This is a genomic window from Flavobacterium sp., assembly GCF_043778725.1.
Lineage (GTDB): Bacteria > Bacteroidota > Bacteroidia > Flavobacteriales > Flavobacteriaceae > Flavobacterium.
In genome coordinates, this window is the sequence record NZ_JAYWFT010000036.1 from 1 (window position 1) to 16,086 (window position 16,086).

15 protein-coding genes and 1 pseudogene are annotated in these 16,086 nt (G+C 29.9%); 9 read left to right on the forward strand and 7 right to left on the reverse strand.

The window, feature by feature from the left end; translation table 11 throughout:
* Positions 1–444: 444 nt before the first annotated feature.
* The 5 genes from ACH2CG_RS03265 to ACH2CG_RS03285 all read left to right on the forward strand — a co-directional run bounded on the left by ACH2CG_RS03265 (position 445) and on the right by ACH2CG_RS03285 (position 7,081).
* Positions 445–861: a hypothetical protein gene (locus tag ACH2CG_RS03265; RefSeq protein ID WP_395062154.1), complete on the forward strand. Its 417-nt coding sequence runs from the start codon at positions 445–447 to the stop codon at positions 859–861.
* Between the two features lie 276 nt (positions 862–1,137).
* The gene (locus ACH2CG_RS03270) at positions 1,138–4,815 is read left to right on the forward strand and encodes a TraB/GumN family protein (RefSeq protein ID WP_395062156.1); all 3,678 of its coding nucleotides are present in this window, start codon (positions 1,138–1,140) and stop codon (positions 4,813–4,815) included.
* Positions 4,816–4,825: 10 nt separating this feature from the next.
* Complete coding sequence (locus tag ACH2CG_RS03275) at positions 4,826–5,473, forward strand: queuosine precursor transporter (RefSeq protein ID WP_395062158.1); 648 nt, start codon at positions 4,826–4,828, stop codon at positions 5,471–5,473.
* Positions 5,463–6,023, forward strand: a complete 561-nt coding sequence (locus tag ACH2CG_RS03280) for a DNA-3-methyladenine glycosylase I (RefSeq protein WP_395062160.1) — start codon at positions 5,463–5,465, stop codon at positions 6,021–6,023. The genes ACH2CG_RS03275 and ACH2CG_RS03280 overlap by 11 nt, the downstream gene beginning before the upstream one ends.
* 332 nt (positions 6,024–6,355) lie before the next feature.
* Positions 6,356–7,081, forward strand: coding sequence for a YoaK family protein (locus tag ACH2CG_RS03285; protein ID WP_395062162.1), 726 nt, complete (start codon positions 6,356–6,358; stop codon positions 7,079–7,081).
* Between the two features lie 65 nt (positions 7,082–7,146).
* Here the strand turns inward: ACH2CG_RS03285 and aat are convergent, their stop codons facing one another.
* From aat to ACH2CG_RS03300, 3 genes are all read right to left on the reverse strand, one after another.
* Positions 7,147–7,782, reverse strand: a complete 636-nt coding sequence (gene aat, locus ACH2CG_RS03290; protein ID WP_395062164.1) for a leucyl/phenylalanyl-tRNA--protein transferase — start codon at positions 7,780–7,782, stop codon at positions 7,147–7,149.
* A 101-nt stretch (positions 7,783–7,883) separates the two neighbouring features.
* Complete coding sequence (locus ACH2CG_RS03295) at positions 7,884–8,261, reverse strand: DUF3127 domain-containing protein (protein ID WP_395062166.1); 378 nt, start codon at positions 8,259–8,261, stop codon at positions 7,884–7,886.
* Between the two features lie 11 nt (positions 8,262–8,272).
* Positions 8,273–9,148 (reverse strand): flavin reductase family protein, encoded by an 876-nt coding sequence (locus ACH2CG_RS03300; RefSeq protein ID WP_395062168.1) that lies wholly within the window; start codon positions 9,146–9,148, stop codon positions 8,273–8,275.
* Between the two features lie 443 nt (positions 9,149–9,591).
* Between ACH2CG_RS03300 and ACH2CG_RS03305 the strand changes: the two genes are divergently transcribed.
* The 3 genes from ACH2CG_RS03305 to ACH2CG_RS03315 all read left to right on the forward strand — a co-directional run bounded on the left by ACH2CG_RS03305 (position 9,592) and on the right by ACH2CG_RS03315 (position 12,080).
* Positions 9,592–10,440 (forward strand): DUF695 domain-containing protein, encoded by an 849-nt coding sequence (locus tag ACH2CG_RS03305; protein WP_395062170.1) that lies wholly within the window; start codon positions 9,592–9,594, stop codon positions 10,438–10,440.
* Positions 10,441–10,767: 327 nt separating this feature from the next.
* Complete coding sequence (locus tag ACH2CG_RS03310; RefSeq protein WP_395062172.1) at positions 10,768–11,394, forward strand: SIMPL domain-containing protein; 627 nt, start codon at positions 10,768–10,770, stop codon at positions 11,392–11,394.
* The gene (locus ACH2CG_RS03315; protein ID WP_395062174.1) at positions 11,394–12,080 is read left to right on the forward strand and encodes a hypothetical protein; all 687 of its coding nucleotides are present in this window, start codon (positions 11,394–11,396) and stop codon (positions 12,078–12,080) included. The genes ACH2CG_RS03310 and ACH2CG_RS03315 overlap by 1 nt, the downstream gene beginning before the upstream one ends.
* 399 nt (positions 12,081–12,479) lie before the next feature.
* Here the strand turns inward: ACH2CG_RS03315 and ACH2CG_RS03320 are convergent, their stop codons facing one another.
* On the reverse strand, positions 12,480–12,773 hold the full coding sequence (locus ACH2CG_RS03320) for a hypothetical protein (RefSeq protein ID WP_395062176.1): 294 nt from the start codon (positions 12,771–12,773) through the stop codon (positions 12,480–12,482).
* A 90-nt stretch (positions 12,774–12,863) separates the two neighbouring features.
* Here ACH2CG_RS03320 and ACH2CG_RS03325 point away from each other — a divergent pair, with 90 nt between their 5' ends.
* A complete protein-coding gene (locus ACH2CG_RS03325) occupies positions 12,864–14,024 on the forward strand; it encodes a sensor histidine kinase (RefSeq protein ID WP_395062178.1) in 1,161 nt (386 codons plus the stop codon).
* On the opposite strand, the gene ACH2CG_RS03330 is transcribed toward ACH2CG_RS03325, so the two are convergent.
* From ACH2CG_RS03330 to ACH2CG_RS03340, 3 genes and pseudogenes are all read right to left on the reverse strand, one after another.
* Entirely contained in the window at positions 14,016–15,188 is a 1,173-nt protein-coding gene (locus tag ACH2CG_RS03330; RefSeq protein ID WP_395062180.1) for a transglutaminase domain-containing protein, read from the reverse strand. The genes ACH2CG_RS03325 and ACH2CG_RS03330 overlap by 9 nt on opposite strands.
* Before the next feature lie 81 nt (positions 15,189–15,269).
* On the reverse strand, positions 15,270–15,659 hold the full coding sequence (locus ACH2CG_RS03335) for an HIT family protein (RefSeq protein WP_395062182.1): 390 nt from the start codon (positions 15,657–15,659) through the stop codon (positions 15,270–15,272).
* Positions 15,660–15,717: 58 nt separating this feature from the next.
* Positions 15,718–15,996: pseudogene (locus ACH2CG_RS03340) on the reverse strand (GreA/GreB family elongation factor); the annotation flags it as partial.
* Positions 15,997–16,086: the final 90 nt, after the last annotated feature.

Genomic DNA, 16,086 nt, shown 5'->3' on the forward strand with positions numbered 1-16,086 from the left:
AATATTGATAATATTCAAATATAAAAATTTATTTAGAATTTTGTAAAAGTTTAAATAATTAAAATATAATCCATAAAAAAAAGTCCCACTTTCGTAGAACTTCTAGTTTTTATAATTTTATATTTATTAAACTTTACCCGACCGCGCAGATATGCAGTAATCGTTAGCGCGGAATTGTATTCCGTGCCCACAAACAAAGGCAAATAATATATATAGAGTGCTACTGTAAAAATTAAAATGACCTTCTTTAAAAAATAAATTATTGATACAAATGTTAGTAGCCACGGATTGCAAATCCGCGCTATCGGGTTGCTGCCTTGAAATATGCAATTGAAACAGGAAAAATTTCATATGTTGAGTCCATTATAAATATGGGTAACTTTACGTCTGCAAATCCAACAGCATACGGTATTAAAATTTTTAAATTGCCAGTAAAATAAACTCATGAAAAATATAAAATTAGGAGCGTTAACAATTATAAATAAAAATTCGATTGATGAATATTTTCCAATTAAAGAGACTAGTCATGTGTTAATTAATTTTAATTCAGATAAATCAGTTCATATTATTCCATTTTTTGAAGAAATTAAAAGACGACAATTAGATAATTATTTAAATATTTTTTTGAATTTAGGAATACATTTACGATTAGATGATTTATTAGGGAAACTACACATTGTTATCTTAAAATTTTTAATTGACAATAAGAATGATGAAATTCTGATTGTTAATGATGTTGGATTTACATCAAAATCAATTGTTTTTTTATCTGATAATGTGAATTTACTTTTAAAAAACTTTAACAATAAATCAGTGATAATTATTAATTCGGGTAACGTCTCAAAGTTAGTGATAGACTAATTTACATCATTTAACTATTCGAAAAACAACAAATAAAGTAAATTTAAAACCCAAAGTCAAGCCATAGCGGTTGCCTCTCTTTATACATAAAACGCTACAAAAGACAAAAAAAAATTAGCCCTGATGCTGAAATTGTTTGAGCTCTTTATTTTATTTTTTTTATAAAATAAAAGCGAGTTTCTGCAGCAGGAATAGGGTTGGCAAAAAATGCGCAAGCGGCTCGCTGCCATAAACTAATTTACTATATATTTGTTACTACTAAAAAAATTGTTTGTCTTGAAAAAAATAGTTGTTGTCGCGCTAGTGCTGTTGAACTGTATTGGGTTTGCACAAAATAATAAATCGTTATTCTGGGAAATTTCGGGTAATGGATTGACTAAAAAATCGTACTTGTACGGAACCATGCATGTTAATGAAAAGGTGTCTTATCATCTTTCGGATGCTTTTTTCAAGAATTTATTGGCTGCCGATATGGTAGGAAACGAAAGTGATCCTGAAACTTGGGTGGATATTGTGGAGTTGATGAAAAACAATGAAATTGCGCCTTCGTACAAATTTTATACCGAATTTTATAAAGAACCGATAAAAAAAGAGGTTGTAAAAACCATTTTTGAAACCAATACCAATTACTTTAACAACATGCTTTCGGCGCTTGATGGCGACACATCCGATTTTCAGGAGAACACTGTTTTAGACATGTTTATTTACCAAACTGGACGTAAGTATAAGAAAAAAATTGTGGGATTGGAGAAAGCCAAAGAGTCTATAATTCCGCTGTTGCGCATTAAGGAGGATGAAGCTAAACCAAAAGAGGAGAACAAGTTGTTGTTGATGAAGCTCTTAAAAAACAGAAACTTTAACGATGTCTTGAAAGAATATTATAGAGAGAAAGATGTGGTGATGCTAGATTCTATCTATAAACTGATGTTGTCTAAAAAAGCGCATGATGTGTTGATAAAAGACCGTAATGTGATCATGACGCACAGCATTGATTCGTTGGCAAAGAAAGGTAGTTTGTTCTCGGCTGTTGGCGCTGCACATCTTGCTGGAAAAGCCGGAATTATTGAACTGTTAAAAGCAAAAGGATATACGGTTACTCCAATATTTGACATTTTTACAGAAAACGGACAGCAACAGAAAAAGAATATTGAGCAGTTTTTTCCGAATCCGAATTTTGTTGTTTCTAGCACAAAAGACGGTATGGTGAAAATGCCGCTTAATAGAAATTTGGTGGAAGAAGGTTCTAATTTGGGTTCGCCCGATTTTACTAACGGTGGTGTGACGAATATAAAACGTATTCCGTTGCATTATTTTCTTAAAAAAGAAGACGAACAGTTCAATATTAAATCGTTAGACAGTTTGTTTTTTGAAAAAATACCTGGAAATATTATAGAAAAAAAATATTTTGAAGAGGAAAGCTACAAAGGGTATGACTTGAAAAGTGCTACCAAAACTGGCAACAATCAGCATTATAGATTTTACATAACGCCATTAGAACTTATTGCTGTGTCAATGACAGGCGTTGGGACTTATGTAAAACAGTTAGAAAACGAAGTTTTTGACAACATCAAGTTAAAGTCATTCAATGCCAACTGGGAGCAGTTTTCGGCAGAAAAAGGAGGTTTTTCGGTGGAAATTCCGTCGTTTAATACCGTTTATGGAAATACGGTGAAAGGGATCAATAACATAGAAATTGAAGCTTATGATAACATTAAAAAAAGTTATTATTTCTTAACCGAAAGAACGTTGAACGAAACATCAATTTTAGAAAATACCGAATATGAGCAAAGACAAATTCACTATGAGTTTTATTTGCAACACAAAGCCGATTCGCTGGCGACAAACTATGATAAATTAACCCATTCATTCGAATCGTCATCACAGATTGGAAACAAAAAAATTAGGCTAAAATCGTTTGTCAATGGTGGTAAATATTATCTTCTTGGCGCGGTGAATGCTTCTGAAAAAAACGCGGAACGTTATTTTAAATCGTTTATAATTGTACCTTTAAAATATACTTCGAAAACCGAAGTGATGAAAGATTCGGTTTCGAATTTAGCTATTGAAATTCCGAAAAAACTTAACGAGAAATTGTTTTTGAAATTGGACAAAGACAAGTTTAAAGACAAAAATATGTTTTCGTCTAAGAACAATTTTTATACTATTTTATCTGAAACTGGGCAAACTATCAATGTGCAGTATTATAAATATTCTAAGTATGAAAGTATAAAGAGTATGGATTCGATTGCAAAAAATTTCAAAAACGGATTCTTAAAATATGATGATGAGGAATTTGACGACAGTATTTATGATGACGAAGATGATAATTACGCCAGTCCAAATTCGTTAGAAAACTACTCTGTTTATTCTAAAAAAGGGTTTTCTAAATCTAGTTGGGATAAAATAATGCAGTCAAAAGAAGACCGTTATGAGTTTATTTCAGAATCTACTACGGTTGATAAAGAAAAAAACAGTCACACCTTTAACGCTTTGGTTTCTAGACCTAGTGCAACCCAAGCTATTAAAAGTAAAATTGTTTTTCTTGGTGATTCCTATTTTTCGATGGAGACTTTGGTAGCTAAAAATTATAAAAATGATGATGCCTTTATTGAAAAAACATTTCAATCTATTGCTGCCTTAAAAAAAGATTCAACATCCATTTTTGATGATAAATTGAAACTTTTCATAGAAGATGTAAAAAGCGAGAAAGATACCATTCGCTACTCGGCATTGAATTCTATTTACCAGCTAAAAGTTGAGAAAAGCGATTTCGAGACGATAACAGATTTTCTAAAATCGTTCCAGTTTAAAGACAATGAAACAGAATCTGTTGAAACATTATTGTCTAAAGTTGGTGATCTTCAAGATGCAAGAGTGCTTCCTTTTCTAGAAGAATTCTATAAAAAAGAGAATACAAAAACTGCAGTTCAACTTGGTGTTTTGAGAGCTATTTCTAATCAAAAATCAAAAGAAGGTTACAATAAAATCATTGAATTGTTAGAATACGATTTGCCAATATCGGATAACAATTATGATATATCGAGTTTGTTTTTCAATTTTGAACGCGACTTAGAAAACAGTAAAGTTTTGTTTCCAAAAATCTTTCAGTTTTACAGCATTCCCGAATACAACAAACCTATAATAGATTTTTGCAATTCGTTATTAGACAAGAATTTAATTTCTGTAAAAAAAATCAATTCGTTTAAGAAAATGATTATCACCAATGCCAAACTAGAATATAAAAGATTGGTAAGTTGGAAAGAAAAAAACAATGCTACTAAACAAGACGAAGAAGAAGTTGAGAATAAATATGAAAACGATAGCGCACCAGTTGAAAATTTTATTAATTATCTTAATTTAATCAATCATTTTCCTGCAGAATCAACAACCTCTGAATTGTTAGTAAAAGCCAAAAATCTAGATATTGAAGAATTAAATATAGAATTACTTAGATTGGAAATTGTAAACAACAATCTTAGTAATGAAGCTATTGAAACATCGTTAGCCAATTCTAAAACAAGTTTCTTAACTATTAATTTGCTGTTGAATAAAAACAAAAAAGAACTACTAAAATTATCCGACGATGAAATTGCACTTTCGGCAGTTTATAATTTTGAAAATTTAAAAGAAAAAGATTCTATAAATTTCATAGAAAAACGAATTATCACTCAAAACAACAAACAAGTTACGTACTATTTTTATCAGATAGAAAAAAGTGTAAAAGAAGATGAAGTTGCCGAGAAACTATTGTACACGTTGGCTTTTGTTACTGATGACAAGAAAATAAATCCGTTGGCTTTCAAATCTTTTTCTACCGAAGTTATAGCTGATGAGGATATTATGTGTGAAAAAATAGACACTATTATCAAGAAAAGACTTAACGAAAATCATACTAGAGCAAGTTTTGAAAAAGCAAAAGATGACAGTGAGCGCATGCTTTATGATGATTATTAAAGATTAAAATATGTTTCAATCCAAGAAAGATATCGTTTATGTAACTCTGGCAGGAATATTTATAACCAATGCTGTCGTGGCCGAACTTATTGGCGGAAAACTAATTCACGTTGGTCCATATGTAATGAGTGTCGGGATTTTGCCATGGCCAATTGTGTTTATTACAACCGACTTAATAAACGAATATTTTGGCGAAAAAGGCGTTAAAAAACTGTCGTTAATCACTGCAAGTTTAATTGCTTATACTTTTGTTTTACTATTTTTTGCCTTAAAAATTCCGGCCGTTGTTGGTCAAGGATTGGTTTCTGACAATCAATTTAATGGTGTGTTTGGTCAAAGTATGTGGATAATTGTTGGAAGTATTACTGCTTTTTTGGTTTCGCAATTGATAGACGTTAGTATTTTTCATTTCTTCAAAAATAAAACTGGAAATAAAATGATATGGTTGCGAAGTACTGGTTCTACTGTTATTTCACAATTGTTTGATAGTTTTATAGTTCTAGGAATTGCTTTTTGGATGACAGGAAAAATGACTACAGAAGTTTTTATTGCATCGGCATTTACAGGATATTTTGTCAAATTAATAATTGCTATTCTAATGACACCTTTAATATATTTAGGTCATTCTTTAATAGAAAAATACATTCATGGAAAGTAAAACACGATGCGCTTGGTGCGAAAAAGACGATTTATATAGAGATTATCACGATAACGAATGGGGAAAACCTGTTTATGATGATGATAAATTATTTGAATTCTTAATTCTAGAAACGTTTCAGGCTGGATTGAGTTGGTACATGATTTTGAAAAAAAGAGAAACTTTTAGAATTGCTTTTGACCATTTTGATTACAAAAAAATAGCACAATATAACGAGGATAAAGTTCAAGAATTACTTCTCGATGCCGGAATTGTTAGAAATAAATTAAAAATTAGAGCTACCATTTCTAATGCCATTGCTTTTATGAAAGTGCAAGAAGAATTTGGAAGTTTTTCTAAATACATTTGGAATTTTACTGGTGGAAAACCAATAGAAAACATCAGAAAACATTTAAAAGAAGTTCCAGCAACTACGCCACTATCTGACGAAATTAGTAAAGATTTAAAAAAACGAGGTTTCAAGTTTGTAGGCTCAACTGTAGTTTATGCACACATGCAAGCAACAGGAATGGTGAACGATCATGTTGAAACGTGTTGGACTCAGAGGTAGTTTTCAGTTTTTAGTCTCTGTTTTCAGTCGCAGTCTCGGTAGTTGTTTTTAGTTTTCAGATATAATTAATATTTAAAACAATTTTTAGATGGATTATAAAGAATTATTGGCTTATTAAAAATCTTTTAAGTTAGCAATAGAGATTTTCGAATTATCAAAATCAATCGAAATTGGAAAATTAATAAATTACATGATTAACAATCCTGATAAATTTGGATGTAAAATACAAAAGTAAAGTTGTTATTAGACTCAGAACAACTGAAAACTGAAAACTGCGACTTTAGACTGAAAACTAAAAAAAAACACTACCTTTAGTATAAAATTTACTTACCATGTTTCGTCATAAAGGCAGCCGAAGAACTTTCACTCACAATTTACGATTGGCTTCAACTCTTTCCTTTATTGCAGGAATTGTAAACATTGCAGGCCTTTTATCGGTGGCAACGTTGACTACAAATGTTACTGGACATTTTGCTTTTTTTGCTGAACAAATTGCTTTGAAGAATTATTCTAAAGCCATTACAATAATAATTTACATCTTATTTTTCCTTCTTGGAGCTTTTACTTCCAATTTTATGGTTGAGCTTGCAATGCTAAAAAAACCACGAATTGCACATGCTTTCCCAATGTTCTTAGAAATTATAATTTTGCTATTTGTTGGTTTTAGCAGTAATTTCCATCCCGATTATATTGCATATTTACTGCTTTTTTCCATGGGATTACAAAATGCTTTGGTTACCAATATTTCACAATCTGTGGTAAGAACTACACATTTAACCGGATTGTTTACCGACTTAGGAATTGAACTTTCTCAATTATTTTTCTTCAAAAAAGATACCGAATTAAAGCGATTGTCGCGAAGTATTTTCTTGCGATTGTCAATCATCTTTTTCTTTTTCTTGGGATGTGTTTTGGGCGGATTATTTTATGAAAACTTCCACCTGAAGATCTTGCTTTTTGCTGCATTAGTATTGCTTTTTGCGCTTCTTTTTGATAATATAATTGTGTATTACCATCTCACAAAAAGACGCATTAAATCAAGTCATCACGAAGAATAACAGTAATCTTTTAATTCAAAAATCTGAAAACTGAGACTGAAAAACTGAAAACCGAAAACTAAAAACTAACTCTTCAGTATCCTAATAAAAGCAGCTCTTGAAATCTCAAAAGCACCTAGTTTTTCTAGATGATCGTTATGCACTTGACAGTCCAACAGTTTGTAATTATTGACTTTTAGGTAGTCTATCAATTTTACAAAAGCAACTTTACTGGCATTGGGCACTTTAGAAAACATACTTTCTCCACAAAAAACGTGTCCTAAATCTACACCGTACAATCCGCCAACTAGTTCGTTATTTTGCCAAACTTCTAGCGAAATTGCTTTTCCCTGATGATGCAATTCCGTGTAAGATTTTATAATATCATCGGTAATCCAAGTTCCGTTTTGTCCTGCTCGCACAATAGTTTGACAATTGGCAATTACAGCTTCAAAATCTTTGTTAAAAGTAACTTCAAAAATATTTCTGTTGATAATATTGCGAAGGCTTTTAGAAACCTTATAATTGTGAGGATAAACCACCATTCGTTCGCTTGGCGACCACCAAAGTATCGGTTCGTCGGCATCAAACCAAGGAAAAATGCCGTTCTTGTAGGCCAACATTAGTCGCTCTGTAGATAAATCGCCACCAACAGCCAAAATACCTTCATAAGAAGCTTCTTCAACTGGAGGAAAAAATAATTCTTTGGTTAGGAAATACATTTTTAGAAATGTCAAAAGTCAAAAGTCTTAAAGTCTAATGCCACGAATAGTAATTACATGACTTTTAACTTTAAGACCTTTGACTTTAAGACTTATTTTTTTTAGAAAGGTAAATCGTCGTGTTCTTCTTCTTTAAAGTCTGTTGCTGGAGCAAATGCTTCTGTAGCAGGCATAGCAGGCATTGGTGCGCCAGCTGGAGCTTCACTAGCCATTCTGTCAACTTTCCAACCTTGAATGTCGTTAAAATATTTAGTTTCTCCTTGTGGATTAACCCATTCTCTACCTCTTAAATTGATGGCTACTTTTACAGGTTCACCAACTTTAAAGTTATTTAAAATATCACATTTGTCTTGCACAAAATTAATGCTAATAAACTGTGGATATTGCTCTTCTGTAGCAACTACCAATTCTCTTTTCTTGAACGAAGCACTCACTTGTTGCTCTGCATTAATCACTTTGATTTTTCCTGTAACTTCCATAATATAATTGTTTATTGTTTTGCTAAAAGCACTTTCCATGCGGTTAGCACTTCATTTTTATCTAAATAATCTTTAGCTAATTGGTATTTTTTAACTTCATCATCAGCACTCAAAACACCTTTCACTTCAAAATTTTGTTTTACAAATATAGTAATTTCTTCTTCTGTTGGCAAAGATTCTACATTTCCTAATTTGCCCAAATCGTTACCGTCAAAAACGCTACTTTCTTTCACAAAATCGGGAATTGCATCTACACCAATTCCTAACGTAGTTAGTGGTTTTTCAACTTCAAACAGACCTTTGTTGGCTCTAGAGTACCAATTGCCACCAAGTCTAGAAACCAAATCTATTTTTACAGGATCAATTACGCCATTTTCATCTAGAACAGCTTCATTGATATGAATTTTTACTACTTCACAAATTATCATATTTCCAGCGCCACCTTCTGTACCCAAAGCAATAATTTGATTTACTTTGCACTCAAACTGCACCGGACTTTCGGCAACTCGGTAAGGTTTTACAATTTCTGATGGAATTGCTGTCAACCCAGATTTGTCAAACTCATTTACACCATCAGGATATTCGGTACTCGACAACGACATTTGTTGTACAATCTCATAATTCACCACATTTATAACCACTTGCTTAGTTTCTTCGCAGTTAATTAAAGTATGTTTTATAGAATTATCACGCACTCTTCGCGATGGAGAAAAAACCAAAATTGGCGGATTGGCACTAAAAATATTAAAGAAGCTAAACGGTGATAAATTGGGCTTTCCATTTTTGTCAACCGTACTTGCGAAGGCAATTGGTCTTGGCCCAACAGCACTCTGTAAATAACCTTGTAATATGGCAGTAGAAACTTCTTTTGGGTCAATTGTTAACATGGAAAAATATTTCTACAAAGGTAAATTTTATTTTTTTTAGGAGCGAATGGCTTGGTGTTTTTTTATCAACCATTTTCCTGCTCTACGCTACAATCTTTAGTTGCGCTTTTTGCGTAGCAAAAAGCGCAACTAAAGGATTTCCACTACGATCAGGGCTAAAAAGTATTTGTCTTTTATAAAATTCAAATTTTAAAAACATCAAAATGGTAAATTTCATTTAGTACTATTTCTTCGATAAAGAAAATAAATAACCTAATTAAAACATACGCCAACAATAAAATTTTTTTGATTGTTTCTTGAAAAAGTGTAGTTTTGTTTAAGGAATTATTTTGTGTAAAACCTATTGATTTTCAATAAAATTCATTACGAGCAGTGTAAAAAGAAAATTCATAATAAATTAGTTTGGTGCTAATTAGGTATAAAAAACGAAAAGAATAAATTAAATGAAAAGAATACTTATGTGGACATTTATATTGAGCCTTTTTGGCTGCGGTAATTCTAAATCACAAAATAAAGGTAAAAAAATTTCAATTGATGAAATTCAAGAAATGTTTGCCAACATGAAAAATCAAGGCGTCAATACTAATCAAACAATGCTTTGGGGCTATTTTTTCACTTCAAATAAAAAAGATAAATTTGAACAAGTTGCAAAAGAACTAAAGTTACAAAATTTTGAATTTGTTGAAATTTTTCAAGCAGAAGACAAAAGTCAATGGTTACATTTAGAGCGAAAAGAAATTCATAACGCAAAAAGTTTATTTGAACTTGATGAAGAACTTTATAAAATTGCAGAAAAACATGAAATCAATTATGACGGATTTGACGTTGGAAATGTTGACAAAAACAAAGCAATAGAAAGAGATACTTATGTAGTGCCCGAAGAATTTAAAACCCAGGACTTTCAAAAAGACAATTTTCCTTGTTTGATTATTGGAAATACAGCATTTGATAGATTTTCACACAAAGAAGAATTTTGCTATTTTATAAAAGTAACAACATCCTATGAAAAAGACGAAAAAGTCTTCTTACCAACAAATCAAGAATTAGAAAATTTAGATAAATTCGATTTTTTTATCGAGAATAATTTGACCGAAAATAAAATAAAAAATTATTATGTTTTTCGTGATACACACAAAGGAATTAGAAACTTTTATATGGTTACAAATGACGAAAAAGGTGCTGCGAAAGTAATAAATTCAATAAAAAACTCAGGTAAACTAAGAACCTTTGAATTTGAAATAGTGACTGATAAAAATTGGGATTTATATAATGAATTCAGAAAAAAAATGTAGTTTGTATAAGGAATTATTTAGTGTGAAATTCTATTGAGTTTCAATAGAAAATTAAATTTCTAAGTTTTTTAGCTCAATATAAAAGGATTTTATTTCCATTAATGCCTTTATTTACTATTCTTACGGTTAAGATATTTTAAAATTTTAATAAAGTTTGAAAGACCTTTCAGTTGTATTGATTTTTTTTCTTGTAAAAAGTTATTCGCTTTAATCTTATTTGTATGTTTGTTGTAGGTACTACTTTAAATACAAGGCACTTTTGCTAGTGCTAGTTTGGCATTAGATATCATCAAAAAAATGTAAAAACAATTATAAATTTATAAAACAATGAAAAAAATACTAAAAATTACACTTGTCTTTTTAATGTTTGCAAATTATAGTATTGCACAATCTACAGAGAAGTTTATTAGAATAATTGGAAATTCATCTTACGAATTTAAGGCAGATACTTATAGAGTTTACTTTAATATTTCCGAAATCGTTCCTAACAGTTATAATAAAGAAGAATATAAATCCTTGGAAAGTAATATTATAGAAACAATGGATTTTTTAAAAAAAAGTGGCATAAAAGAAAGTCAAATTTTTAAAAACTATAAAAATAAAAACACAATAGGTTATAATAGTATTAAAAGTGAATTTTATTATATGGACATAAGTAATAAAGAAACTTTAAGTAAAATTAATTCATTTAAAAACACTGGGTTTAAAGTTGAAATGACAAAATTTCTGTATTTAAATATAGACCCAAATATTGAAATAAACTTAAGTAAAGAAGCAATTAATGATGCTGATAGAAAAGCTAAAAGTATAGCAAAAGAAGTTGGTAAAAAAGTTGGTAAAATTCTTAATATTGAAGATAAATCAGCAAGTTGTTGTGATAATTTCGGAGAAATTGATCAGGACAATGTGACTAAAAAATACACTTTAAGTATTACATTTGAATTCTTAGACTAATGAAAAAATTATATTCATTTTTTATATTATTCTTTATTTTTAATTTAGGTTTTTGCCAAGAAGCGACGCTTCGTATTTTAGGAAATAGCAAATATTCAGAAATAGCTAATTATAGAGTATTGTTGTTAGATTTTGAATACAATTCAGAAATTTGTAACCCTTTAACTCAAAATAAAACAATTGAAATTCAAGTAAATGAATTTAATGAAAATTTAAATTTAAAAAAAATAGCATTTCAATTATTACATAAAGAGTCACTAATTGTTAACCCCGAAATGAGTAAATATTATGAATTGTTAGTGCCATTAGATGCCGACGATTATGAAATTAAAAAAATAATAAATTCTAGCGGCGTTAAACTTGTAAAAACATATTATAAATTTTCTGAGCCCTCATTTTTAAATGAAGATAAAAAAGCAATATTAGCTCTTAAAAATTCGCAAAATAAGGCAATTGAAATAGCTAAAATTTTAAATTATGAAATTTTAGAAATCGTAAGTATTGATGATGATACCTCTAGAGCTAAAAATATTTTTGAATTTTTAGGTACTGATAATTTAAATGAGGAAAGAATAGAAAGTATTTATTCTTTATTAGAAAAATTAAATGAGGCTAAAATCAATATGGATTTAACAAAAGTTGGAGTTTATAATTTGTGGGTAACATACAAAATTAAACCATTGTAAAAAAGAAAAGTTTCAATAATTTTTTTGTCAAATTCTCATTTCATTTTTATAAAAACATTCATTCAAAAGAGTTTTATAGGCTTTGGTATTTATTTCTTCTCGTAAGACTTCCGACAATATATATAATTCACTTTTTTACAAGCTATTTTTATTTCTCTTCACTACAATTTTTTGATTAAATCTTAAAAAAATGTAGTTTATATAAGGGATTATTTTGCGTGAAACGCTATTATGTTTAAAAAGAAAATTAAATTTCTAAGTTTTTTTAGTTCAATATAAAAAGATTTTATTTCCATAAATGCCCTTATTTAATATCCTTACAGTTAAAATGTTTTATAATAATAATTTTTTTTTAAATAAGTGAACTTAATAATTAAGAAAAAATCAATTTCAATAAAACTAAATAGAATTAGAAAGATATAAATTATCTAAATATCCTGCTAACATCAACAATAATATGAATAGAATGCGTCTGTATAAATAGTAGTCTAAAAATGATAATTTATGCTTCCATATTTTTGAAACAAAAGGCAAAAAAATAATTCCTGTAAATAATAATACCATTGCAGTATAAATATTACCCTCATAAAAACCCGTTAAGGAATATAAAAATATTATTATACAAATGATATATTTTGCAATATGTACTATTGTATGCAAAGCATTCCAATCATTTTTATTTTGCTCTTCCATTGGTCGTGTAAAATTGTTTTAATTCAAATATACATATTATAGCAATTTCAATTTTGAAAAAATTCATTACTTTTAAACAAAAATTCCTAAATGCAATTTTCCGAAAGAAGAAACACCACACGTTGGATCATCATAATTACATCATTTGTGATTGTTTTACTTATTCTTTGGAATACCTATTCGTTTTTTCAAATTTTTAAAAATGAAGAACGTGTAAAAATGCAAAATTGGGCGTTGGCTCAAAAAAAATTAAACAGCGTTGATCCAAATGCAGACGTAGATGTTGAACTTCCTTTTCAAATCATTCAAGAAGCTACAATTCCGATTATCGTTACCGAAAAAGATTCTATCATCAACACCAACAATATTGATCCTGACATTGAAAAGGATAAGGTCAAACTAAATGCTTTTTTACAAAAACTGAAGAGCCAAAACGATCCAATTGTCATGAAAATTTCTGAAGGAAGAACTCATAATTTGTATTATGGCGATTCCTCTTTATTGAATAAATTAAAATATTATCCTGTTGCTTTATTACTGATTATTTTTCTTTTTGGCGCTGTTGTTTACAATTTTTATAGAAGCACAAAAATGGCTACCCAAAACAAACTTTGGGCTGGAATGGCAAAAGAAACAGCTCACCAAATAGGAACTCCATTGTCTTCTTTAATTGGCTGGCTAGAAATTATGAAAGCCGATAATGTAGATGAAACTACGGTTACCGAAATTGAAAAAGACATTAACAGACTGCAAACCATTACCGAACGTTTTTCTAAAATTGGCTCCGAACCTGTTCTTGAAACTTTAGATATTATTAAAGAAACAAAACTGTCTTTTGATTATTTACAATCTAGATTTTCTAAACAAGTCGAGTTTAGTTTTTCGGCTCCAAAAAATCCAATTTTGGTTTCCATAAATCCTGCTCTGCACAGTTGGACAATTGAAAATTTAATGAAAAATGCCATTGACGCCATGAGAGGCAGAGGAAGTTTAGGAATTGCAATAGAAAATGACGGACAAAACATTAGAATAAACGTAACCGATTCTGGAAAAGGGATTCCAAAAAAACAATTTCGTCGCGTTTTTGAACCTGGATTTACCACCAAAAAAAGAGGTTGGGGTTTAGGATTATCGCTAACAAAAAGAATCGTAGAAGAATATCATAACGGAAAAATAAGAGTTTCTCATTCTGAAATTGACAAAGGAACTACAATGCAAATTGTGTACAAAAAAGCAAAACAATTATCTTAGTGGAATGCCCAACCAAGACACTTTTTTAAACATACCTTTTCGAGCGCCATTGCCTTTACTTAAATACTCTTTTACAAATTCAGATTGTTTTTCAGCTTGATCAACCGCGTCTAAAATTGATTTTTTTAAACCATTCAAACTAGCCGTATTTTCACTTCCAATAGAACCAATAGCATAAATTTCGTTTTTACATTTCACCAATTTATCTAACGGCGTTTGAATCATTTCTTTGATAACAGCGTCAGACAATGTAGGTTTAAAACTTTTATTTCTATACATAATAAAATCATTAAGCAATCCAACCGCTTGATTATAATCGGTTACAATTTGATTTATTTTTTCAACATTATTATTTTGTCTTATAGCGGTAAATTCTTTCTTTTTAGAATTGTAATAGTCAACTATCAAATTATTTACTAAGCCATTTTTTTCAACTCTTTCAGCACAATCAAATGCTTTGTCACCGTCAGATAGCTCATTGTATTTATCAATTTCTGTTACAAAATCATAATTTTCTTTGCTCTTGCCTTGCTCAATTTTTCCACTGTAAAATTCCTGATTAGTTCTTGGAACACTTAGAAATTGCCATAAATAATCAAATGGCATGTGGGTAAGAATCATTTTACTTGGTTCAACCTTGAAATAAGCATTGTTTATTTTTTTAAAATACTTATTGTTTGTTACATATCCTGCGCTCCAAGTTGGATCAAAAAGAAACCATTTGCCATCAATTTTACAAGCACACCAAGCGTGAGAAATTGTAGCTATTTTTGCGTTTTGTTTTGTATATCCAAATATTATATACGTTTTAACTCCTATTTTACTTGCAATATCATTAAATACCTCAGCATAATGAATGCAAACACCTTTTCTAGATTTAAGGGTTTTTATTATTTTTTCTTGAGAAGAATCTGCAAAATTAGGTTCGTACATATTGGCTACATCATAGCTTATGTTTTTGGATGTCCAATAGAAAGCAGCTCTAATTTTTTCGTTTTCAGTTTTAAAATTCGTATTAATATAAGTTGCTATTCCGGATGTTGTTTCTGAAAAACTATCTGGAATTATATCCATTTTTTTATCAATAGCACTGTAATCATTTGAGACTTGAGCAAATGAAAAATTGATGAAAAACAGTCCGAAAATTAGAAATAGAATTTTCATTAAGTGGAATAGATTATAATTAAAAACACCTGCAAAATTACTAAAACTTTGCAGGCGCTTTTTATGGTAAAAACAACTATTTTACAAATTGTTTTGAATTGCTTTTGCTAAATCTTGAAATTCTTCTTTGGTTAAAGCTACTTTGTTTTGAAAGCGCATTTCGTCCATTTCATTCAACGGAATTAGGTGAACATGGGCATGAGGAACTTCCAATCCGATAACAGCCATACCAATTCGTTTGCACGGAACGGTTTTTTCTAACGCAATGGCAATTTTTTTGGAAAAAGCCATTAACCCAAGATACAAATCGTCTTGTATATCAAATAATTTATTAATTTCTTGCTTCGGAATACATAATGTGTGTCCTTTAGCATTGGGATTTACGTCAAGAAAAGCCAAGAAATTTTCATCTTCGGCAACTTTATAACAAGGAATTTCTCCGTTTATTATTTTTGTGAATACGCTGCTCATAATATTGTTTGGTTACTTCAAGGCACTTCGACTGCGCTCAGTGTGACAAATTTATTAATTAATCTCTTGAAATTTCTAAAACTTCAAACTTCAAAGCTCCGTTTGGAACTGTAATTTCTGCTATTTCTCCTACAGATTTGCCAAGTAATCCTCTTCCTATTGGAGAAGTAACTGATATTTTTCCTGTTTTTAAATCGGCTTCACTTTCGGCTACCAAAGTATATTTCATTTCCATTCCGTTGGCTTGATTTTTAATTTTTACATTAGATAAAACCAAAACTTTAGAAAGATCCAAATGACTTTCGTCAATCAATCTTGCATTAGAGTGTACTACTTCAAAATTTAGGGAATACCAACAGTGCTTTTTCTCCAAATTTAGTTTTTGGAAACGCATTGACTTATTCGCCGATAAAAAGTTTGAATCTTA